Raw genomic sequence first — 19,646 nt, forward strand, 5'->3', positions numbered from 1 at the left:
CGGAAGGGAGGCACCGCCGAGACTCGAGGTCGTGAGCGCTTCCCTTCCCGTCCGGCGGCGTCGGCTGGTCCTGGGCACCTGCTGCCTGAGCCTGTTCATCGCCAGCCTCGACAACACCGTGCTCCAGATCGCGCTGCCCAGCCTGCGGCGGGAGCTGGCCGCGCCGTTGTCCGGTCTACAGTGGACAATCGACGCCTACACTCTCGTACTGGCGTCGTCGTTCATGGCGGCCGGGGCGCTGGCCGACCGGTTCGGCCGTCGCCGCGTGTTCATGATCGGGCTGGGCGTGTTCACCGCCGGATCGCTGCTGTGCTCGCTCGCGCCGACGCTGACGACGCTGATCGTGTTCCGGATGGTGCAGGCGATCGGCGGGGCCATGCTCACCCCGGTGGCCATGTCCATCGTCACCGACACCTTCCGAGACCCGGCCGAACGCGCCCGCGCCATCGGGGTGTGGGCGGCCGTCGTCGGCCTGGCCATGGCGACCGGACCGCTGCTGGGCGGACTGCTCGTCGACGCCGCGGGCTGGCGCTCGATCTTCTGGATCAACCTCCCGATCGGGCTCCTCGCGCTGACACTGACCTGGCGATTCGTGCCCGAATCCCGCGCCGGAACCCCACGCCGCGCGGACCCGGCGGGCCAGCTCCTGGTGTTCGCGCTGCTGGCGGTCCTCACCTACACAATCATCCAAGCCCCTGACCGCGGCCTCTGGTCCGCGCGGACGCTCTGGCTGGCCGACCTCGCCATCGCGCTCCTGATCACCCTGATCTGGCACGAACGGCGCCGCGACCAGCCGCTGATCGAGCTCCGACTGTTCCGGTCACCGCCGTTCACCGGCGCGGTCGTCATCGTGCTGGCCGGTTTCGGCACCCTGACCGGGTTTCTGTTCCTGAACACGCTCTACCTGCAGGACGTCCGCCACCTCGACGCCCTGCACGCCGGACTGTGGCTGATGCCGATGGCAGTGATGACGTTTCTCGCCGGGCCACTGTCGGGACACCTCCTCGCCCGGCACGGCCCTCGCGTGCCCTTGCTGGTCGCCGGGACCGGGATCACCACGAGCGGAATCCTGTTCGCCTTCGACGGGCAGGCCCACGCCTTGTCCCTGATGCTGGGCTGCGCGGTGTACGGGCTCGGGTTCGGCTGCGTCAACGCACCGACCATCCACACCGCCGTGTCCGGGATGCCGACCTCCCGGGCAGCGGTCGCGTCCTCACTCGTGTCCACCTTCCGCCAGACCGGCGGCGCCCTCGGCGTCGCGGTCGTCGGCTCCGTCCTCGCCACCCGGCTCACCAACACCGGCGACGTCCACGCCGACACCTACCTCGACGCCGCCCGCCCCACCTGGTGGATCATCACCGGCTCCGGAATCGCGATCCTGACCATCGCCCAGCTCACCACCCGCCGTCCACACCCACCAACAACAACCGCTCCACCGGCTACCGGCAGGTCAGCGACAAACCAACGACCCCTGCCACACAACGAGCCAACCCAGCGGTGACAGATATCGCCTGCAAGTGCCAACTATCGCCTGCAGGCACAACGTGACGAGCGCACCGCCCACGCTCACCAGCTTGCGCTTGATCGAACACATGTACGATTATGCAGCATGTGACACTGGAAGCGCAGTTGTATCGCGGTGAGCTGGGGCAGTGGTGCCGGGCGAACCTGCCCGGCACCGGCACGGTGATCGCCGACGTCCGCCGCAACCTCGCCGCGGCGGGACACCCGGACCCACTCCGCCCGGCCGCCCCGGTGGCCGCCGAGCATTGGCAGCTGGCCGCCGACGCGTTCCGACAGCGGTGCACGTACCTTGTCGATGGAGCGGTTCCGGCCACCGCACTGCTCGGCGCGGTTCGAGCGGGCTTGGTGCGCCGCGGCTGGGCGGAGCAGACCTGCACTGGCCACAATGACGGGGACCGTTGGTCACCGTGGCGTCCGGGTAGCCCAGGCTGGTTCGGTGCCGCGCGCGTCGACGGCGCCGACACCGCCACCAAGCACGAGCCGGTCCTCACCGACCTACTCACCCGCACCCAGATCTACCTCGTCGACCACGCGCCGCCGGGAACCATCGGCACCCCGGGAGCGGAAGCCGGTCTCGCCCGCTCCTGCTGGCTGGCCGCCGCCTGGGAAAACGCGGCCGACGGGCTGCCCGCCGAACTGGCCGCCGTCCACGAGCAGCCCGGCTACCGCACCGAAGACCTGCGCCGCGTCGTTCCCGACGCCGCGCTCGCCGACCTCGTGACCATGACCGGCCTGCTGCGCAGCAGCGGCACGCTCGCCTACTGGCGCGGCGAACGCCTCGGCTTCGAAACCCACAACCCCCGCCCACTCGGGACGTCCCGACCGGTGATCGTGCCCCACTGGGCCACCGGCGACCTGCTCATCGGACACCGCCTGACCCTGGTAAAAGCGCCACTGCAGGTCGACGACGACCTGGTGGCGCGCTGGCTATGGCAGCTGCTCGCCTGTATCTGGCTCGACACCAACAACCGCCTCGACATCGGGCCCGCGGACCTCTACCTCGCCCGCCACGGCGTCCTCACCGGCTGGGGCTCGACCGTGTTCGCCGACAGCCTCCTCGGCGGCAGTGGCCGCGCCGAACGTGGCGGCCGCGAGGACTTCCTCCGCCTCGCCCGTCGCGTCATCGCTGCCGCCGGCGCGCAACCACCCGGGGAATGGAGCCACGAGAAGCCCACCACGGCGATGCCCGTCGACTGGAGTAGCCACACCTGGCAGCCCGCCAGCGGCAGCCGATAGCTCAACGAAACGACGACGCGCGCCAGCTCCAGCCGGTCCTTGCATCGGAGCGCACGGGCGGAGGTGCCCGGTCGGCGAGCTACCCGAAAGGGGTTCACGACGGAACAGCGTGACCCTGAACGAACGACTAGTGTTACGAAAAGGTAACGGCCACAATAGTGGTCATGCACCCCGGCTACGGCGGCGACCCGTTCGCCCAGTTCCGCGCGAACATCGACGACCTCGCCGACACCTACACCACCCTGCTGCGCGAACACGGCAACGCCGACCACGCCACCCTGTGCCTGCTGGCCACCGTGCCACCGGAGGACAAGAACTGGTTCTCGGTCACGCTCGCCTTCGCCATCGCCGAACTGGCCCAGCACCGCCTCCACACCGAGCCGAGCGGCGCACGCTTCGACTAGCTTCCGATTCCGCTGGCGCACTCGCCGATGTCGAGCTTGGTCAACCCCGCCTTCTACTCGTCGACGAAGCACCTCACACCGCCAGACGCACGTCGAGACCCGAGGGCATGCGAGAAGTTCACTCGGCCAGCCGATCCGGCACGCCATCCGGTTGGCCAACCACTTCTTCGGCGGTCACATGGAGCTCGAAGCGAGCGAGATCGTATCCACCCTCGGTCCAGGCCATGTCGCTGTTTTCCAGTCGCCACTCGCGTCCGGTGGCGCGTTCTCGCAACAGCCAGCCCACCTCTGCCACCTCCGGCCCCAGCGGGGTCGTCTTGCCCCGGCCCTCGAATCTTAGAACAGGCGTTCTATCAACGCGCAGAACCCCGGCCGCAGAACGGGACACGGTAGCGTCGTCGCGCCGCGCGGGTTTGTGCAGGTCAGGGCCGCGTCTTACGCGGTCGGCCTCCGCCGGCGCCCTGCCCAGGACGCGCTTTCTCCCAGGCCTCGATCTCGTCTTTTCGGCTGGCGGCCCAGCCGGGGTTTCCCGGATTCCGACCGACAAGAACGTCCGGTTCGGGGAAGGGATGGGTGTCGAGGTAGCGGGTACGCCAGGATGCGACGGTGTTGGGCGCGACGCCGAACCAGGTGGCGATCTCGCCCATGTCGAGGTAGCGGCAGGTCGTGTTCGGGCCGCTCGGTGGACCGTCGACGATCTTGACCGCGCGTTGCGTTGATCCCACGGAGCCGAAGCTAGCAGGGCCCGCAGGGATCGTCCTGATCGAAACGCGGCTGACGCAGGCCGCGTGCCACCATCCTGCGCTCGTGCCATCCGGCGAGACCGTCAACCTCTCCCTTCGAAGCGAGAACTGAGGGAGGGCTCCCTCAAGTTCTACTGCGGCACCGATGCGACCGCGACTGATTACCGCGACGACCCCAGGAAGTTCGTGCTCGCGGCCGATCACCAGAAACCTTGCAATCAGTCCTGTCAAGGTTTACCGTAAACATCGCGAGCAGCACTCGCAACGTTTTGATTTTGTGTCCTCGCAATGGAAAACGCGAGTTCTCAGCGAAGCCGACCGTCGCCAGGCCCGACGCGTCGACGGTGGCACCACGTCAGGAACCTCTGAAAGAAGCACGCAGATGTCTGATCCCTCAGGACCGTCATGGTGGAGGGCGCCGGCCCCTCGGGAACTGCCCGCGCTGCGGGAGCACCTGGCCGACTACCTGGCCAGCGAGCCCGCCCAGCTGTTCACAACGAGCAACGTGGAACTCGGGCGGGGCACGCTCCGGCCGAGCACTTCCGATCCCGCGCTCAGCGCGGCGTTGCTGCTGGATGACGAGCATCGCAGGCTCAGCCAGGCGCAGTTGTTCTACGTCACCGCGGACATCACGAAGGCCGTGCGGCACGCGGCGCGCAACCTCACCGACAAGTGGGACATCCAGCCGCACGACCTGCCCGCCACCACCGGCTTCATGCTCTTCGCCGCCCCGATGGGCGAGTACGTCCGCGACAACGGCAAGACCGCCTACGTCGTCGCGGTCTCCTGGGGCGAGACACAGCTCATGGCATCCTCGGATTCGGGACTGTGGCTGACGTTCTGGACCGCTACCGACTTCTCCGAGTCGGTCCGTCTCGCCCGCGCCTTCGGTGCCTCGCAGCGGGAGGCCGAACGCGGCGCGAGGGCACAGAACGCGGAATTGACCTGGGACAACGAGATCTACCTGCCCTGGGGATCGGTGACGGTCACCGCGCCCGACCCGGTCGAATCCCCGCAGGTGCGTACCGTCGATCCCACTACCTTGGCCGCGAGTCACACGACCATCGATTGGCTGCGCGTCGCGCACGCGGGCTGGGTGTTCTGCCAGCCCAACGCCTTCACCGACGTCACCGAGCAGCATCTGCCCAAGACCGCACGGCGGCGTGCCGAACGTGCCGGGCACGTGGCATCACCGGTCCGGGTGGTGTCGGTCAAACACCGGCGAACCCGCGCGGCGAAACCGACGACGCCCAGCGGCCGCACGGTCGGCGTGCGCTTCCCCGTGGACCCGTTCCTGCGCCGCCAGGCCTACGGCCCTGGCTGGAGCCTGCGCCGCTGGACAGTGGTCGCCGGGCACTGGCGCGGCCCCGAAAACGCACCCGTCCGGATCAGCACGAAGGTCACGCTCGTCGACACACCCCCGGATACGTCCACTTCGGACTGAATCGCGTCCACCGAAAGTACGGCGGACGACGTAACAACCGCGCCCTATCGCACTTTGAGGAGTTTCGATGTGCTGGCAATGCGAACATCCTGACCAAGGCAGGGCCGACTATCTGCGTCAGGTCCGGGACGTGATCGACCGGCTCGGCTGGATGGTGCAGGGAGTATCCGCGGCTGCTGGCAGCCCGCCGTGGGCCTACACCATCGGACTGATGGAAAAGGGCCTGCCCGAGCTGGTCGTCACCGGGCTGCCGCTGGTGCTGGCGGCGGGCCTGCTCAACACGATCTCCCGGCACACCCTGCACGCCGGAGCACCGGAACCCGGGGAACGGATCGCGCTGCGCGACGTGCTAGAGCTTGAGGTCGTCGCACTCGCCGAGCCGTCGGTGCACCTGGTCATGGCCGTCGGCTTGTACGGTCCGGCGATCTGGGCCCGGCAGCTGGTCTACCCCGACGACAACGGGGTGTGGCCATGGGATCCCGGCTTCCGCGACGGCAAAGGCGGCCAACCCGTGCTCGGCGAACGCAGCCGTCCCTGAACGCGGCCTCGGAACCATCGTTTACCGCCGAGCGCACATCCCCGCCCAGCGAAATTCTCTCGCTGCCCTCGTTTGCGTGCAGGACCGCAGGGTCGGAAACCGGGTACTGGCGACAGTGAAGTGGTTGTCAGGGCGTGGCGTCACGTCTGAGGCGCCGGTCGAGGCGCAGCGCGGCGGCGCGTGGCGTGATCGGGTGCCAGGTTCCGGGGATGCCGAAGTCGTCGCGGGCCGCGGCGGCGAAGGCGCGGATGGCGGTGTCGAACGTCGTCAGGGCGTTCTGGTGGTCGTCGTGGAACCGGGGGTCGATGGCGCCGCGGAAGCCCGGTCGGCTGCGGCGATGGATCACGGTGATCACATTCGCCAGCTCGACGCTCGCCGCGAGCAGCCCGTCGAGACGGGCGTTGACCGCGTCGGTGCTGAAGAACGCGGCCTGCGCGGCCAGTTGTTCCAGGTGCTCACACAAAGGCAGTGGGTCGATCGGGGCACGGCGGTATTCCCAGACCGGGCTGCGCTTCAAGGCGTAAGCCGCGGCCACGATGACTGGATAGAGCCGCCCTTTTTGTTCCGCGACAACGTAGTCCGTCGTGCTGGAGGCCTGCCCATGGTTCCTGCGTTCGCGCATCTGCGCTCCCCTGTGGTCTCAGGCTGCCTGGGGCAGCGTAGGGCGTTCGGCGAGGGCTGCCAGGTCGATCTCGGCGACTTTGGGCAGGTGATCGCTGGCCGTGAGCGCGAGCTCGCAGCGGTAGACGCGAGAAGATCGGATCGCGGGTGTGAGGGCGGTGGTGACGCGGATGTGGTCGATGTCGCGCGGGCCGTAGGGGTCACCGGTGGGCCAGTACCCGACCGTCGCGGCGAAGGGGACGTCGAGCACTGCTCCGGTGTCGTGCAGGCCGCCGGCGCGCAGGACGTCGCCGGCGGCGCGGTCGGCCCGATGGATCCGGCGGCCGGTGCGCGGGTCATAGCGCCACGTGCACTGCCAGACCAGCGCGTCGTACCAGTCCTGTCCCGCATAGGGGTCGGCCGCGTGCCAGTCCCAGCGCCCATCCTGACGGCGGATGCGGTCGCCGGTGATGCTGTTGGAGTCCGACCCGACAAACCCCGGCGGGCAACCGTCGGGGCGGGTCAGGTTCGACACGACACGGCGAGCCTCGGTGACGATCTGCGGGCTGCCGAACGGAGTCAGGTGAGCGGAGGCCGCCTGCAGCCGGATGCCACCGACGTCGAGCTCGACCTTGACCAGGCCGTGGAAGTAGACGTCGAAGGTGTAGCGCCGCAGGGTGCCGGGGAGGGGCTCGATCCCGGGTTTCCACAGCAGCCCAACCCCGAAGCCGTTCCGCCCGGGATCACACGCCACCTCGCCCATCGCGCCATCCGAATCCGGGACGTCGCAGCGCAGGCCGGTGGTGTTGGCGAGGCGCCGCAACGCGTCTTCGTCGGCGAGTTCCTGGACCGCCCACACATCGGCGTCGACGTTCCGGATCACCTCGGCCACGCGATCGTAGCGGACTTTTTCTCCTGCCCGCTCCACGTACATCCCGAACTCCAGCAGGTTGTAACTGGCCACCCGTAACAACCGTGAACTTGAGACAGTGTCGACGAGTGATCGGCCAGCCGAGCAGGCGCCGGGGAAGGTTGCTACGCGATGCTTCGCTTGGCGCGTAGGCGGTTCGTGCGAGATCGTCTTCGTCGTGACAAGTGAGCGTGTCGGCATGCGTTCCTCCGTGACCGCCAGCACAGGCCGGCGCGAGTCAAGCGAGGTGTCCCGAGTGGACCCCGCACGCCGAGACATGTCCGCCACGCCGCGGATTTGATGCACCAGCACGACCACGGAACACCCGCAGGTGGCCAATCTCACCACCTATTTCAACCGGTGCGACCACACCAAATTTGCTTCACCGAAAAGAAAAGGTGCCGCTGACAGCGTCGTCGTGTACGGTAGTCATATTGCCCGTCAAGCAATCATGCTGGCGGTGACATCCCCCGCAAAGGAGAAGCTACTCGTGGCACAGAAAGTTCTTGTCACCACACTCGATGACATCGACGGCAGTGAAGCTGCCCAGACCATCCCGTTCGGGCTGGACGGGGTGGCGTATGAAATCGACCTGTCCGAGAAGAACGCGGACGAATTGCGGGACGCGCTGGCCCGCTTTGTTTCCGCGTCACGCCGGGTCGGCGGCCGGAAAGTGCGCCTGGCGGCGGGCCAGTCAGCCAACGGCATTCCGGCCGCCGCCGCGCCGTCGCCGGTCGATCGGGAACGCTCGCAGCGGATCCGGGCCTGGGCGGTGGACAACGGCTACGCCGTGTCCGAGCGCGGACGTATCCCGCGTGAGGTGGTCGAGGCCTTCGAACAGCACGAACGTCAGCCGGTCGCTGCGGTGAAGGCGACGAAGAAGCGTGCGCCACGGAAGAAAGCGGCGTCCACGAACTGATGCCGCCGGGAGCGGGTTCGTTGGTCGAGTTGAAGGGTGTCGGGCGTGCCCGACACCCTTCAACTTTTGTTCTCTGACGGCGCTTACCGTGGTGCGGGCGCGTCGTCGAGATCGGGGTCGAGACGATCGACCGGCAGGGTGTGCTTCGCGTCCGGGCCGCTTCGCTGTTTGGTCAGGTGCACGGTCACGGCGGTGCCGTCGGCGAGCTGCCCTTCGACGGCATAGCTGCTGGCGTTGACGTTGTCTTCGATTTCCGTGGCCGCGACGCTGCGGGCCCAGCGGACGAACCTGCGGCGCCCGCTGGCATCACCGGTGTCGTAGTCACTGGAGATCGTGATGAACGGCGAATATCCGTTGGTCACATACACCGACGCGATCGTGTTCACCAGGTTGTGCGCGATAGCGTGAGCGTGAATCGCGGACAGCAAGTCGAGGTCCGTGCTCTTCTTCGTCAAAGGATCACTCCTTTACCTCGCGGTCTTCCCGCGAAAGCAGATTCCGGTCCGGTGCCGGGTTCACCAGATGTCGTCGTAGCCGAGGGACGTAGCGACGTCTTCGACGAACTCCTCGCCGTCAACGTCCGGATATTCCTGCTGGACGTCCCATCCGGCGTCCCCGACGGCATCACCGCCTTCTTCGAGCGCGTCAGCGACCTGGCCGACGAGTTCGCGGGCGTGCTCATCGTCGATTTCGAAGCGCCGCGCCACGGTGGACGCGGCGTCGTCCAGAACGTCCTCATGCCAAGGCTGGTCCTGCATCTGCTTCTCCTCCGGCCGTCTCAACGGGTTCCGGGAAGTGACCGGGCTGGCCCTCCCCGCGCCCGAGACATGTCCGGCGCAGCACAGGTTTGATGCACCCGCACTCCGGGATTTGAATGGAAGCGCCTGGGAACGCTAGTGCGGCTGTGTCAGTGCCGCGGCTGTGGCGGCGTGGAGGGTGGCGGCCACCATGGGCGGGCCCAGCGGGATCCTGCCCCCGCGCAGCCGCAGGCGCCCGGCGACCACGCCGGCCAGGCCGAGGAGGGCGGCGATCAGGTAGGTGAGCACGATCCCGGCGGCCAGCCAGGTCCAGCCGAACCAGCCGAGCACCATCCCCAGGCTCGGTGCCAGCTTCACATCCCCGGGCCCCGGCGTCGCGGTGATCAGGAACGACAGCAGGAGCAGCCCGCCCCAGATCGCACCTCCGGCCAGTGCCCGACCCCATGGGGCGAGCGCGCCCTCGAGCCACGCGGTGAAACTGACCGCCAGGACCGCGGCGACGGCCAGGAGGAGGCTGAGCCGGTTAGGAATCCGGTGTTCGAGGACGTCCACCGTCGCCGCGGGAACCCCGGCGACGACGACCAGTGCACCGAGGACGATCGCGGCGTGCGGCCATGTCGCGACCGCCGCGCCGGCGGCCGCGGTCGTGACCGCGAGTGCGACGTGGTGGCGGCGCCGCAGGCCGGCGGTAGCGGTCGCTCGCGCGATCAGAATGGTCAGCGGGGTCAGGGCGAGCCCGATCCCAACGCCGACGACGGCGTGCTCGAGGGCGGTCATCGCGTTGTCTCGTGGGTGAGCGCGCGTGCGACGTCGTCGGGCTCGACGTCAAGCGCGGCGGCCAAGGCGGTGAGCACCGCGCGGGCGGGTGGGTGACGCAGGCGCGTGCGTTCCCAGCCGCTGTAGGTGCTGGTCGGGATACCGGCCTGCTGGGCCAGCTGCGCGAGGGTGAGCCCGGCCCGTACCCGCATCCCGCGCAGCGTCGTCGTCTCCTCGGCCGCTAGGAGCTGCCCGACGTCCGCGTCGAGGGCCTCGGCCAGGGCGGTCAGCCGAGCGGGCGACGGGGATTGGCGGCCGTTCTCCCAGTCCCACACCCGGCTTCGCCCCACGCCGACCAGGCGCGCGAGTTCGGCCAGCGACAGGCCTGCGGCCCGGCGAGCCGCGGCCAGCCGCTGCGGGTCCAGGTAGGGCATAGGTCACGGCTCTCGTCGCGAAAGGACAGGCGGTCGGTGGTCGTTCAGGATAGATCGTTTTGTGCTGGTTCCGCTGCGGAAGCCGGGTTCAGTGCAGCGCCAGGAGCGTGTCGGCCAGGGTGCGGAACTCGTCGTGGTACTCGAGGCGATCCAGCCAGCGCACGGGAATCGCGGTGGCCCCGTCGCGGACGCCGAGCAGGCCACCGGCGATCGCGCCGGTGGTGTCGGCGTCGTCACCGCGGTTGACCAGATCGACCAGCACGTCTTCCAGCGGGCGCGGCTGCTGAATCGCCCAGACTGCGGCGGCCAGGGAATCGATGACGTAGCCACCGGTGGAGATCTCCTCGACCGGGGTCTGCGGCGCGGTCCGCAGGGCGCGGCGAACCTCCTCGTTGTCCACCTCCGGGATCGCGACGGCGGCGTCAAGCGCGTCAACGACGTTGGATCCGGCCAGGAGCACGGCGGCAATCTCCACGTAGGCCACGCACGCCTGGACGCAGCGGGCATCGGCGTGGGTGACGGCGGAGATCTCGGCGGCTTCCCGCCGCCGTGTCCCCGCGTCTTCGCGGGCCAGCGCGGTGGGCATGGCCCGCATGAGCGATCCGTTCCCGGCTGCGCGGGCGGCGCCGATCCGGTCCAGGACGAACGGTCCACTCCGGCCCGGGTCGCCGGTGTTCGCCAGCCGGGCCAGAGCGGCCGCCGTGGTACCGCCGATGTCCCGAGGTCCGGTGCTGCGCCAGGCCAGGAAGTGCTCGCCGACCCGGCCGAGGCTGTAGCCCTCGGCGTACGCGCGCGCCACCGCCGCGGTCAGATCGGAATCGTCAGTTCCCTGCCCAGGACGCCACCGAAACGAGCCACCGCCCACGATGTCGGCATGCCTTCCATAGCGGGCAGCGATCTCGGCCGGGCCACAGAACTCCACCGTCGCGCCCAACGCGTCACCCGCCGCGACACCGAGAAGCGCACCGCGCGCACGATCGGTCTTGCTGATCATCGATGCGGTCGTCATGGCTTCCCCTTTCGACCTCTGTACTCATTTTTTCCGAGTACAGAATAGGTTGTGCTTCCTCACACGGCAAGAGCCGTCGGTACCGACGGCTGCTCAGCGGGAAGAGCTGTCTGCGCCTTGCGTGAAACGGATTCGTACTTCGGCGCCGTGCCAGGATTCTGGGTCGGTGGACCGGGTGGGGTGGTAGTGCCAGGTGGGATGGTTGGAACTGGCGAAGCTCCGACGACAGCGGCACGGCGTGACGCGCTACCAGCCGGGATGAATGATCTGCAGCCGCACATGGGGTGGCACCCGAATACCCCGGAAAGGGGCCACTGGCCTGAATCTGAGCTGGTCAGGCGCGGTGGTAGTGGGGTGGGTGTGGATCTTTAGGCTGGTGCGGTTCGGGTTGGTGATCGTACTGGGGTGGCGGGTTGACTGCGATCGATCGGACCGCGTATCCGCGGTTTAGTGCGACACGAAGTCGCTTGTGGCGAGTGGTCTCGCAGATTGGAGGCCGGCTGATGCCGGGTGCGTAGTCCCAGGTGAGTGTTCAACGCCTGTCCCCACCCTGACATGCGTCGCTGGTAACGGCGGGGTGTGAAGCTCAGGGGAAACGCCGAAGCGGTCCCGATCCATCCGGGGTTCGCGGGCAAGGGGAAGGCCGGGCGGGTGAAGGACGTGAACCTCCGTGGATGCCTCGTCAGGATAAGCCTCGGGTGGATGGAGATAGTCACCGAGGTTGAGGGCCTGGCCGCAGAGAAGCGGCAGCGGCGATCGGGGATGAACCGCCGACCGTGGGAACACCGCTGGCCCCGGGGTATAGGAGGCGCCCAATCCGGTCGTGTCTCGTGCAAGTGGAACGTGGAAACCCCGTCAAGGTCCAGGCGAGGCGACTCGTCGGGTAGGCCGACCGCGAGGAGAGCTGAATCCCGGGGCGGGAACAGGATGCCCAAGAAGCGAAGGCCGGTGGCCGAAAGGCAACAGGAACGCGAGACAGGTGACCGATCCCTCCGTCGGTCGTCTCGTATAACTGGCCGGATACCGGTCCTGGTGGCCGGGCACGAAAGTGCGCTGACGTGTGGCAGGTGGGCCTTTGAAGACGAACTGGTGAAGGCGCTGGAACTGAAGGGCAAGTTGGACACCTCATGGTGAACGGACCGGACGACTTTCCGCCCGCGCGGGACGCCCTGAACGCGACTCCTCTTGAGTGGGATTCCGTTGACTGGCGTGCTCGCGAGCAGGAGGTACGGCGGCTTCGGCAGAGGATCTTCAAGGCGACGCAAGACGGTGACTGGCCGACGGTCAGGAACCTGCAAAAGTTGATGCTGCGTTCCTGGTCTAACACGCTGGTGAGCGTGCGGCAGGTAGCGCAGCGCAATGCTGGGCGCAAGACGGCGGGGATCGACGGGGAGGTTGCACTGTCCTCCGCGGCCAGGGCTGATCTGGCGGTGCGTGCGCACTGCGGCATCCGATCCTGGGAGCCTCGCGCGGTCAAGCGCGTGCACATTCCGAAGGCCAGTGACAGGACGAAGCTGAGACCGCTCGGTATTCCCGTGCTGCTGGACCGGTGCCATCAGGCTCGGGTCCGTAACGCGCTGGAACCAGAGTGGGAGGCGCGGTTCGAGCCCCGAAGTTACGGGTTTCGGCCGGGCCGAAGCTGTCAGGACGCGCGAGAGTCCATCCATAAGACGTTGTGCGGCGTGACGGCCAAACGGGTCTGGATTCTGGACGCGGACCTGGCGGCGGCGTTCGATCGGATCGACCATGCCCACCTCGTGTCCATGCTTGGCGGCTTCCCCGCCAAGAAAATGATCACGGGCTGGTTGAAAGCGGGCGTGTTCGAGCCGGGTAAGGGCTTCGCCCCCACCGAGGAGGGAACTCCCCAGGGTGGGGTGATCAGTCCTTTGCTCTTGAACGTCGCACTGCATGGGCTGGAGGAGGCCGCTGGGGTCCGGTTCCGTGAGACCGGTGTCAACGCCGGGAAAGCGGTGCCGGGGACACCCATTGTGGTCCGCTACGCGGATGACATGGTGGCCTGCTGTCACACCAGGCGGCAGGCCGAGCAGGTGAAGATCCGACTTGCCGAATGGCTGGCGCCCCGAGGTCTCGCCTTCAATGAGGACAAGACGCGGATCGTTCACATCCGAACGGACGGGTTCGATTTTCTCGGGTTCAACATCCGTCAGTACCGAAACGGCAAGCTGATCATCAGACCAAGCCCGGCGGCCGTTAAGCGGGTGCGGAGCAGGCTCGCGACCGAGATGCGCAGGTTGCGCGGCTCGAACGTGACGGCGGTTCTCGCCGCGCTCACCCCCATCATTCGGGGTTGGGCGGCCTACTATCGAGGGTCGGTGTCGTCCAGGGTGTTCAGCAGCCTGGACGACTATCTGTGGAAGCTCACCTACAAGTGGGCGAAACACAGTCACCCCACCAAGCCGAAGCGCTGGATCACCAACCGGTACTTCGGCAAGCTCAACAAGTTCAGGAACGACAAGTGGGTGTTTGGCGGACCACGTCAGCGGCGTCTATCTGCCCAAAATGTCCTGGACCGACATCGTCCGGCACAACATGGTCAAGGGCACGGCATCTCCGGATGACCCAGCTCTGGCTGACTACTGGGCCGAGCGGCGGCGACGGAGTAAACCCCCGTTGGACAAGTACACCCTGCGCCTGCTTTCCAAGCAGGACGGGCGCTGCTCCTTATGCGGGGACTACCTGTTGTCCGCCGAGCAACCACCCCAATCCCCGGACCAGTGGGAACGTTGGTGGTTGATGGTCATCCGAAAGGCGATCACTCATGATTACCTCGTTCATCACGGAAGACCCGGCTCACCGGACGGTGACCGAACCCGCCTCGTGCACAAGAACTGCTACCGCGAGTTGCAAGCTCGTCGGCGCAGCGAAACAGCGACTCAACCCTGCGCGCCCTTGCGGCCTGCTTGAGCCGGATGCCTGGAAAGCGGGCTTGTCCGGTTCTGAGGGGGCGGCGGCGCAGCAATGCGCCACCGCTACCCGACAGCGGGTGGTGTCGTCGAAGGAGTTGTCGGAGGCGTTCACGCCGTCGGGGGCCGAGGTGGCGTGGGCCAGGTCGAAGGTGCGGTCCGGGGCGCCCGAGCAGGTGGTGGCGCTGTTGGTGTGGTTGAAAGCGCATGCCCGGCTGGGGTACTTCCCGAAGCTGGACGCGGTGCCGCGGGTGGTGATGGAGCATGTCGCGGCCGCGATCGGCGTTGACGCGGATGTAGTGGCGCGGGTGGGGGCGGTGCGTACGGCGAAGCGGTACCGCGAGTACGTGCGAGAGTTCCTCGGTGTGCGGTACGAGGCGGCCATAGTGCGGAAGATCGCCGAGGCGGCGGTCCGGGAGGCGGTGACGAAGAAGGACAACCCGGCGGATCTGATCAACGTGGCGCTGGATGAGTTGGTCCGGGCGGGCTGCGAGTTGCCGGGGTATACGACGCTGGACGCGCTGGTGGCGGGGATCCGCACGGAGGTCAATGGCGGGTTGCAGGCGGCGGCGTACGGGCGGATGGCGTGGGAGTCCCGTGGCCGGTTGGAACGGTTGCTGGTGGTGGACCCGGCGACGCGGCGCAGCGAGTTCGACCGGCTGAAGGATCCGGCGCCGGCGGCGACGGTGTCGAAGTTCCGGGCTCGGCTGGCGCGGTTGCAGGTGCTGGACGCGATCGGCCCGACCGAGGAATGGCTGGCCGGTGTCACCGCGGCGAAGATCGCGCATTTCGCCGGGGAGGCCCGGGTCGCCGATGCCGATGACATGCGTAAAACCGGTGAGGCGAAACGGTTCACGCTGCTGGCGTGCCTGGTGCACCAGGCACGGATCGAGACCCGCGATGACGTGGTGACGATGTTCTGCAAACGGATCGCGGCGGTGCACAAACGCGGCAAGGACAAGCTGGATGAGCTGCGCGAAGCGCACCGCGGGGAGACCGAACGGCTGATCGGCGTGCTGGGCAAGGTGGTGGCCGGGGCCCGGGACGCCACGACGGTGACCGCGACGAGGCGGGGGCGGCCGGTGGGGGTGGCGCGCCGTGAGCAGCAACTGGGGCAGTCGGTGCTGCACACCCTGGAGGGCGAGGGCGGGATCGAGGAGATCGCCGCGGCACTGGAGGCGGTGACGGCGTATCACGGCAACAACTATCTGCCGCTGCTGGAACGGTTCTACCTGCCCCACCGGCCGATCCTGTTCGACATGGCCGCGTCGCTTCAGCTGGTGGCCACGAGCGCGGACCGGGACGTGCTGGACGCCCTGGAGTTCGTGCGCGAGGTGCGGGACCGCCGCGCCGAGTGGATCCCGGACGCCGTCCAGGTCGAGCGGGATGGGGCGACGGTGACGCTGCGGGCCCGGGTGGAGAACTTCGCCTCGCACGCGTGGCGGAAGGTGTTGCGGGACAAGCACAAGCCGGGAATGGTGACGCGCCGACACCTGGAGGTGTGCGTGTTCTCCCACCTCGCCGCCGAACTGCGGTCCGGGGACATCGCCGTGGTGGGCGCGGACTCCTACGCCGATTTCACCGCGCAGCTGTTGCCGTGGGAGGACTGCGAGCCGCGCTTGGCGGAGTTCTGTGAGCAGGCCGGGATTCCCGCCGATCCGGATGAGCTGGTGGCGCATTTCCGGGAGCAGCTGGCCGATGCCGCCGAGACGACGGACGCGGGGTTTCAGGTGAACACCGATCTGCGGATCGTGGACGGCCGCCCGGTGCTCACCCCGCGTCGCGGCGGTGAGCGCAGCGCCTCGGCGATCGCCCTGGAGCAGGCGATCCATCAGCGGCTACCGGAGCGCAGCCTGCTCGACATCCTCACCAGGGCCGCGTATCTGACCGGCTGGCACCGGCACCTCGGACCGGCGTCGGGGTCGGATCCGAAGATCCGCGGGGACCGGATGGGCCGCTATGTGCTCACCGCGTACGCCTACGGCACCAACCTCGGCGCGACCGAGGTCGCCCGGCACATGCGCGGCACCGTCTCGGCGCACGAGATCTCCACCGCGGGAAACAAGCACTCCACCTCGGGCAAGGTCGCCCGCTGCTCGACCGATGTGATCAACGCCTTCGCCGAGCTGGACGTCGCCGGCGTGTGGGGCGACGGCAAGGTCGTGGCGGTCGACGGGTCGCAGATCGACACGTGGGACAACAACCTGCTGGCCGAAACCCACATCCGGTACGGCGGATACGGCGGAATCGCCTACCGGCACGTGTCCAATACCTATATCGCACTCTTTTCCCGATTCGTGCCCTGTGGCACGTGGGAAGCGATCCATATCGTCGACGGGCTGCTGAACAACGATTCCACGATCGACCCTGACACCATTCATGCCGATACGCAAGGCCAGTCGCTGCCCGTGTTCGGTCTCGCCGCGTTGCTGGGATTCGATCTGCTTCCCCGCATCCGGAACTGGGCGGATCTGAACTTCTACCGTCCTGACACGACGGCCGGTTACCGTCACATCGACAGTCTCTTCGGTGACGACGTCATCGACTGGGACCTGGTCACACGCCACTGGCAGGACTTGATGCGCACCACGATCTCCATCCGCGAAGGAGCCGTCTCGTCGGTGACGCTGCTGCGCCGCCTGGGCAATCACTCCCGTAAGAACCGCCTTTACCGCTCGTTCCGGGAACTCGGGCGGGCCATCCGCACGATCACGCTGCTGCGTTTTTTGAACGATCCGCGACTGCGGGAGCAGATCACCGCGATCACCAATAAGGCCGAAGGGTTCCACAAGTTCTCGGACTGGATCATGATCGGCGGAATGCTCGGGCACAACGATCCGGATGTGCACGAGCGGATCGTGAAGTTCAACGAGCTGGCCGCCAACTGCGCCATTTATTCGTCCGCGCTGGACATCACCGACGCGGCGAACACGCTGGCCGCCGAAGGACACCCGGTCGACTTCGACGACCTCGCCACCGTCACCCCGTACCTGACCCACACCATCCGCCGCATGGGCGACCTGGTCCTCGACCTCGCCGAACCCGAGCAACCCCAGACCCGTCTCGATCTGGAACCCAAGGTGCTCTTCCGCGCCGGTGTCTGACAACACTGGCGGGGTCGCCCCGCTCGGGGGGCCTGTACTGGCAGACCAGGCCGGTTTCCGGCGGTAACTCGCTGGTCGGGCAGGATGGTGATCGCCTCGGGCACCAGGTCCGGGGCGGTGGGTGTCCCCGGCGGTCGCTGGATCGGCGAGCGCGGGGGACCTGCCCGCACAGGGTCAGTCTTCGTCGTCCTCGGCCCAGTACTCCCGAAGCTACGGTCAGGGGGCAGGTAGCTGAGCTGTAGTCCACTGACCTGGCGGCTTAGGTACGCCTAGAGCTACGGCCAGCCGCAAGGTAGCGACGTTCTAGCAGGTCAGCCGTGGGGTCGTTGACGGGAGAAGAGCCGTCCGTGTCGAGGTCCTCGCCAAGGCGCTTGGCGTGACCAAGGGCGGCTTCTACGGATAGTTCGCCGACCGCGACGCACTGCTGGCGGAGCTGCTGGACGCCTGGGAACACGAGAGCATCGACGACGTCCTGGACCGTGTGGAACGCGCCGAGGGCGACGCGCGGGCCAAAGTCTGCCTCGCGGGCCGGCTCACCCTGTCCGCCGACCGCCTGCTGCCGATCAACCTCGCCATCCGCGACTGGGCACGCCGTGACGAGGCGGTCGCCCAGCGCCTGCGCCGCGTGGACAACCAGCGCATGGACCTGCTGCGCGAGATGATCGGCACCTTCTGCCCGGACCCCGACGAGGTTAAGGCCCGCAGCCTGCTCGCCTTCTGCACGGCCATCGGCAGCCACTTCCTCGCCGCCGACCACAACGGCCGCACCCGCGCCGAGGTCATCGCCCGCGCCGCCGACCTGCTGCTCAACCTCCCGCCCGACGCCCCGGACAGGCCTGACCGCCTGGTTCCTGATCGCCGCCTCCGAATCGCTGACTCACCGGTACCTGGCCGACTTCCCGGACGGTGACCGGCCGGCGTTCCGGGACGAACTGATCGTGCTGCTCACGCGGTTTGCCGCCCGGGAATCGGATGGTTGACGTGCCACCGCCGGTCCGGGTCGACCTGGGCTTTCAGCGCGGTCAGCCGTGGCCAGTCCCCGGGGGCGAACGCGGACCGGACGTGGTCCTCGGTCATCGGCCCGAAGCTTTGGGCGAGCAACCGTCCGATCGCCTGCCCCGCGACCAGCGCCATAGCCGCCTCCAGCAGCGGCCGAACCACCTCCTCTCCGTTGTCCACGATGGACAGCACGTGCAGGGAGTACGCGGCGTCCCGGTGCGCCACCACACTCGGGATCTCGGGCGACCGGGCGAGTGCGCCACCGAGATGCCGCAGCGCGATCACCGAGAACGCCGGGGCCGACGGACCGGCCAGTGACACGAGTTTGGCGAGGGCCTGTGAGTCGAGCCCGTTCAGCAGCCGGTGCTCCGACCGGTAGGGATGCGGCTGCTTCGGCTCGTCGAACACCTCGCCCGACTCCACGAACGGCAGTTCACGCAATTTGTCGGCGAGGACCGGTCCTGCTGCCCGCAAGGGCCGCACCAGCCGCGCACCATCCTCGGCGGATCCGGCGTAGGAGATCTGGACTTGCGCGACGTGCCTGCCCCGCAAGTGTTCCGGGAACATCGGAGCGTCCGGATAGGACAGCACGGACACCGCCGAGGTCATGTCTTCCGGCACCGTGCGGGTCCACTCGTGCCAGACGTCCATGATGTCCGGAGCCTGGGCAAGATCGAAGGTCAGCCCACCGCCGTACAGCCGGGCGACCGGCACCAGCCCGATTTCCATCCCGGTCACCATGCCGAAGCTGCCGCCACCACCCCGCAACGCCCAGAACAGCTCGGAGCCAGGGGTGACCTCCTGCACGCCGCCGTCGGCGGTGACCAGCTCGAAGCGGCGCACCCAGTCCGAGGCGTACCCGTATCGGCGCCCGAGCAGCCCGATTCCGCCGTTCAGTGTGTAGGACACCGCACCGACCCCGGGTGAGCTTCCGGACAGCGGCGCGAGGCCGTGCGGCGCGGTCGCGTCGACCACCTGCTGCCAGGACGCTCCGGCCTCCACCCACGCGGTGCGGGCCTGCGGGTCGACACGGACACCGGACATCCGGCGGGTGCTGATCAGCACGCCGCCCTCCAGCCCGGCCCCACGCCCATGCCCGCTGAACTGCACGGCGACCTTGGCGCCGGTGCGGTTCGCGTACGCCACGGCGTCACGCACATCCTGTGTGCTGGTGATACCGGCGATGAGCGACGGCCGGTGCGGGTGGTTGAGCTGGTACCCGGTGGCCTCCTCGTCGAATCCGTTCGTCCCCGGGAGGAGGACAGGGCCGTTGGTGGTGAGTGCTTTGGTCATGGCCTCACATTAAGTAGCCTTGCGGACATAGAATGTCCGCAAGGAGGTCGG

General features: G+C 68.0%; 20 protein-coding genes. 10 read left to right on the plus strand and 10 right to left on the minus strand.

Going from position 1 to position 19,646, the window contains the following annotated elements; all coding sequences use genetic code 11:
- Nucleotides 1–31: 31 nt before the first annotated feature.
- From ABD987_RS43740 to ABD987_RS43750, 3 genes are all read left to right on the plus strand, one after another.
- Nucleotides 32–1,501 (plus strand): MFS transporter, encoded by a 1,470-nt coding sequence (locus tag ABD987_RS43740; RefSeq protein WP_345408805.1) that lies wholly within the window; start codon nt 32–34, stop codon nt 1,499–1,501.
- Between the two features lie 110 nt (nt 1,502–1,611).
- Nucleotides 1,612–2,760, plus strand: a complete 1,149-nt coding sequence (locus tag ABD987_RS43745) for a hypothetical protein (protein WP_345408807.1) — start codon at nt 1,612–1,614, stop codon at nt 2,758–2,760.
- Nucleotides 2,761–2,924: 164 nt separating this feature from the next.
- Nucleotides 2,925–3,164: a hypothetical protein gene (locus ABD987_RS43750; RefSeq protein WP_345408809.1), complete on the plus strand. Its 240-nt coding sequence runs from the start codon at nt 2,925–2,927 to the stop codon at nt 3,162–3,164.
- A 118-nt stretch (nt 3,165–3,282) separates the two neighbouring features.
- On the opposite strand, the gene ABD987_RS43755 is transcribed toward ABD987_RS43750, so the two are convergent.
- On the minus strand, nt 3,283–3,450 hold the full coding sequence (locus ABD987_RS43755; protein ID WP_345408811.1) for a hypothetical protein: 168 nt from the start codon (nt 3,448–3,450) through the stop codon (nt 3,283–3,285).
- Between the two features lie 136 nt (nt 3,451–3,586).
- Nucleotides 3,587–3,889 carry a hypothetical protein gene (locus ABD987_RS43760; RefSeq protein WP_345408813.1) on the minus strand — a complete coding sequence of 101 codons (303 nt, stop codon included), beginning with the start codon at nt 3,887–3,889 and terminating at the stop codon, nt 3,587–3,589.
- Between the two features lie 400 nt (nt 3,890–4,289).
- On the opposite strand from ABD987_RS43760, the gene ABD987_RS43765 reads away from it, so the two are divergent.
- Entirely contained in the window at nt 4,290–5,351 is a 1,062-nt protein-coding gene (locus ABD987_RS43765; RefSeq protein ID WP_345408815.1) for a hypothetical protein, read from the plus strand.
- A 67-nt stretch (nt 5,352–5,418) separates the two neighbouring features.
- Nucleotides 5,419–5,889: a DUF4262 domain-containing protein gene (locus ABD987_RS43770; protein WP_345408817.1), complete on the plus strand. Its 471-nt coding sequence runs from the start codon at nt 5,419–5,421 to the stop codon at nt 5,887–5,889.
- A 127-nt stretch (nt 5,890–6,016) separates the two neighbouring features.
- On the opposite strand, the gene ABD987_RS43775 is transcribed toward ABD987_RS43770, so the two are convergent.
- Both ABD987_RS43775 and ABD987_RS43780 read right to left on the minus strand, forming a co-directional pair.
- The gene (locus tag ABD987_RS43775) at nt 6,017–6,511 is read right to left on the minus strand and encodes a hypothetical protein (protein WP_345408819.1); all 495 of its coding nucleotides are present in this window, start codon (nt 6,509–6,511) and stop codon (nt 6,017–6,019) included.
- A gap of 18 nt (nt 6,512–6,529) precedes the next feature.
- Nucleotides 6,530–7,453, minus strand: a complete 924-nt coding sequence (locus ABD987_RS43780) for an endonuclease/exonuclease/phosphatase family protein (RefSeq protein WP_345408878.1) — start codon at nt 7,451–7,453, stop codon at nt 6,530–6,532.
- Between the two features lie 436 nt (nt 7,454–7,889).
- Between ABD987_RS43780 and ABD987_RS43785 the strand changes: the two genes are divergently transcribed.
- The gene (locus ABD987_RS43785) at nt 7,890–8,318 is read left to right on the plus strand and encodes a histone-like nucleoid-structuring protein Lsr2 (RefSeq protein ID WP_345408880.1); all 429 of its coding nucleotides are present in this window, start codon (nt 7,890–7,892) and stop codon (nt 8,316–8,318) included.
- A gap of 83 nt (nt 8,319–8,401) precedes the next feature.
- On the opposite strand, the gene ABD987_RS43790 is transcribed toward ABD987_RS43785, so the two are convergent.
- The 5 genes from ABD987_RS43790 to ABD987_RS43810 form a co-directional block, all read right to left on the minus strand.
- Nucleotides 8,402–8,773: a hypothetical protein gene (locus ABD987_RS43790; protein WP_345408821.1), complete on the minus strand. Its 372-nt coding sequence runs from the start codon at nt 8,771–8,773 to the stop codon at nt 8,402–8,404.
- Between the two features lie 60 nt (nt 8,774–8,833).
- Nucleotides 8,834–9,076: a hypothetical protein gene (locus ABD987_RS43795; RefSeq protein WP_345408823.1), complete on the minus strand. Its 243-nt coding sequence runs from the start codon at nt 9,074–9,076 to the stop codon at nt 8,834–8,836.
- 135 nt (nt 9,077–9,211) lie between these two features.
- The gene (locus ABD987_RS43800) at nt 9,212–9,853 is read right to left on the minus strand and encodes a prepilin peptidase (RefSeq protein WP_345408825.1); all 642 of its coding nucleotides are present in this window, start codon (nt 9,851–9,853) and stop codon (nt 9,212–9,214) included.
- Nucleotides 9,850–10,266: a helix-turn-helix domain-containing protein gene (locus ABD987_RS43805; RefSeq protein WP_345408827.1), complete on the minus strand. Its 417-nt coding sequence runs from the start codon at nt 10,264–10,266 to the stop codon at nt 9,850–9,852. The genes ABD987_RS43800 and ABD987_RS43805 overlap by 4 nt, the downstream gene beginning before the upstream one ends.
- A gap of 88 nt (nt 10,267–10,354) precedes the next feature.
- Nucleotides 10,355–11,275, minus strand: coding sequence for an ADP-ribosylglycohydrolase family protein (locus ABD987_RS43810; RefSeq protein WP_345408829.1), 921 nt, complete (start codon nt 11,273–11,275; stop codon nt 10,355–10,357).
- 579 nt (nt 11,276–11,854) lie between these two features.
- Here ABD987_RS43810 and ABD987_RS43815 point away from each other — a divergent pair.
- The 4 genes from ABD987_RS43815 to ABD987_RS43830 all read left to right on the plus strand — a co-directional run bounded on the left by ABD987_RS43815 (nt 11,855) and on the right by ABD987_RS43830 (nt 18,213).
- A complete protein-coding gene (locus tag ABD987_RS43815; RefSeq protein ID WP_345408831.1) occupies nt 11,855–12,409 on the plus strand; it encodes a hypothetical protein in 555 nt (184 codons plus the stop codon).
- Complete coding sequence (gene ltrA, locus ABD987_RS43820) at nt 12,403–13,854, plus strand: group II intron reverse transcriptase/maturase (protein WP_345408833.1); 1,452 nt, start codon at nt 12,403–12,405, stop codon at nt 13,852–13,854. The genes ABD987_RS43815 and ltrA overlap by 7 nt, the downstream gene beginning before the upstream one ends.
- Before the next feature lie 368 nt (nt 13,855–14,222).
- A complete protein-coding gene (locus ABD987_RS43825; RefSeq protein WP_345408835.1) occupies nt 14,223–17,303 on the plus strand; it encodes a Tn3 family transposase in 3,081 nt (1,026 codons plus the stop codon).
- A 481-nt stretch (nt 17,304–17,784) separates the two neighbouring features.
- Nucleotides 17,785–18,213, plus strand: coding sequence for a hypothetical protein (locus ABD987_RS43830; protein WP_345408837.1), 429 nt, complete (start codon nt 17,785–17,787; stop codon nt 18,211–18,213).
- Between the two features lie 35 nt (nt 18,214–18,248).
- On the opposite strand, the gene ABD987_RS43835 is transcribed toward ABD987_RS43830, so the two are convergent.
- Nucleotides 18,249–19,595 (minus strand): FAD-binding oxidoreductase, encoded by a 1,347-nt coding sequence (locus ABD987_RS43835; RefSeq protein ID WP_345408839.1) that lies wholly within the window; start codon nt 19,593–19,595, stop codon nt 18,249–18,251.
- Nucleotides 19,596–19,646 lie beyond the last annotated feature (51 nt).

This window comes from Amycolatopsis samaneae (assembly GCF_039541975.1).
Taxonomy (GTDB): Bacteria; Actinomycetota; Actinomycetes; order Mycobacteriales; family Pseudonocardiaceae; genus Amycolatopsis; species Amycolatopsis samaneae.

Excerpts from the sequence above, each read along its gene's own strand:
- ABD987_RS43795 (WP_345408823.1), bottom strand. The coding sequence starts at position 9,076 with ATGCAGGACCAGCCTTGGCATGAGGACGTTCTGGACGACGCCGCGTCC.
- ABD987_RS43775 (WP_345408819.1), bottom strand. The coding sequence starts at position 6,511 with ATGCGCGAACGCAGGAACCATGGGCAGGCCTCCAGCACGACGGACTAC.
- ABD987_RS43835 (WP_345408839.1), bottom strand. The coding sequence starts at position 19,595 with ATGACCAAAGCACTCACCACCAACGGCCCTGTCCTCCTCCCGGGGACG.
- ABD987_RS43810 (WP_345408829.1), bottom strand. The coding sequence starts at position 11,275 with ATGACGACCGCATCGATGATCAGCAAGACCGATCGTGCGCGCGGTGCG.
- ABD987_RS43765 (WP_345408815.1), top strand. The coding sequence starts at position 4,290 with ATGTCTGATCCCTCAGGACCGTCATGGTGGAGGGCGCCGGCCCCTCGG.
- ABD987_RS43770 (WP_345408817.1), top strand. The coding sequence starts at position 5,419 with ATGTGCTGGCAATGCGAACATCCTGACCAAGGCAGGGCCGACTATCTG.
- ltrA (WP_345408833.1), top strand. The coding sequence starts at position 12,403 with ATGGTGAACGGACCGGACGACTTTCCGCCCGCGCGGGACGCCCTGAAC.
- ABD987_RS43800 (WP_345408825.1), bottom strand. The coding sequence starts at position 9,853 with ATGACCGCCCTCGAGCACGCCGTCGTCGGCGTTGGGATCGGGCTCGCC.
- ABD987_RS43750 (WP_345408809.1), top strand. The coding sequence starts at position 2,925 with ATGCACCCCGGCTACGGCGGCGACCCGTTCGCCCAGTTCCGCGCGAAC.
- ABD987_RS43805 (WP_345408827.1), bottom strand. The coding sequence starts at position 10,266 with ATGCCCTACCTGGACCCGCAGCGGCTGGCCGCGGCTCGCCGGGCCGCA.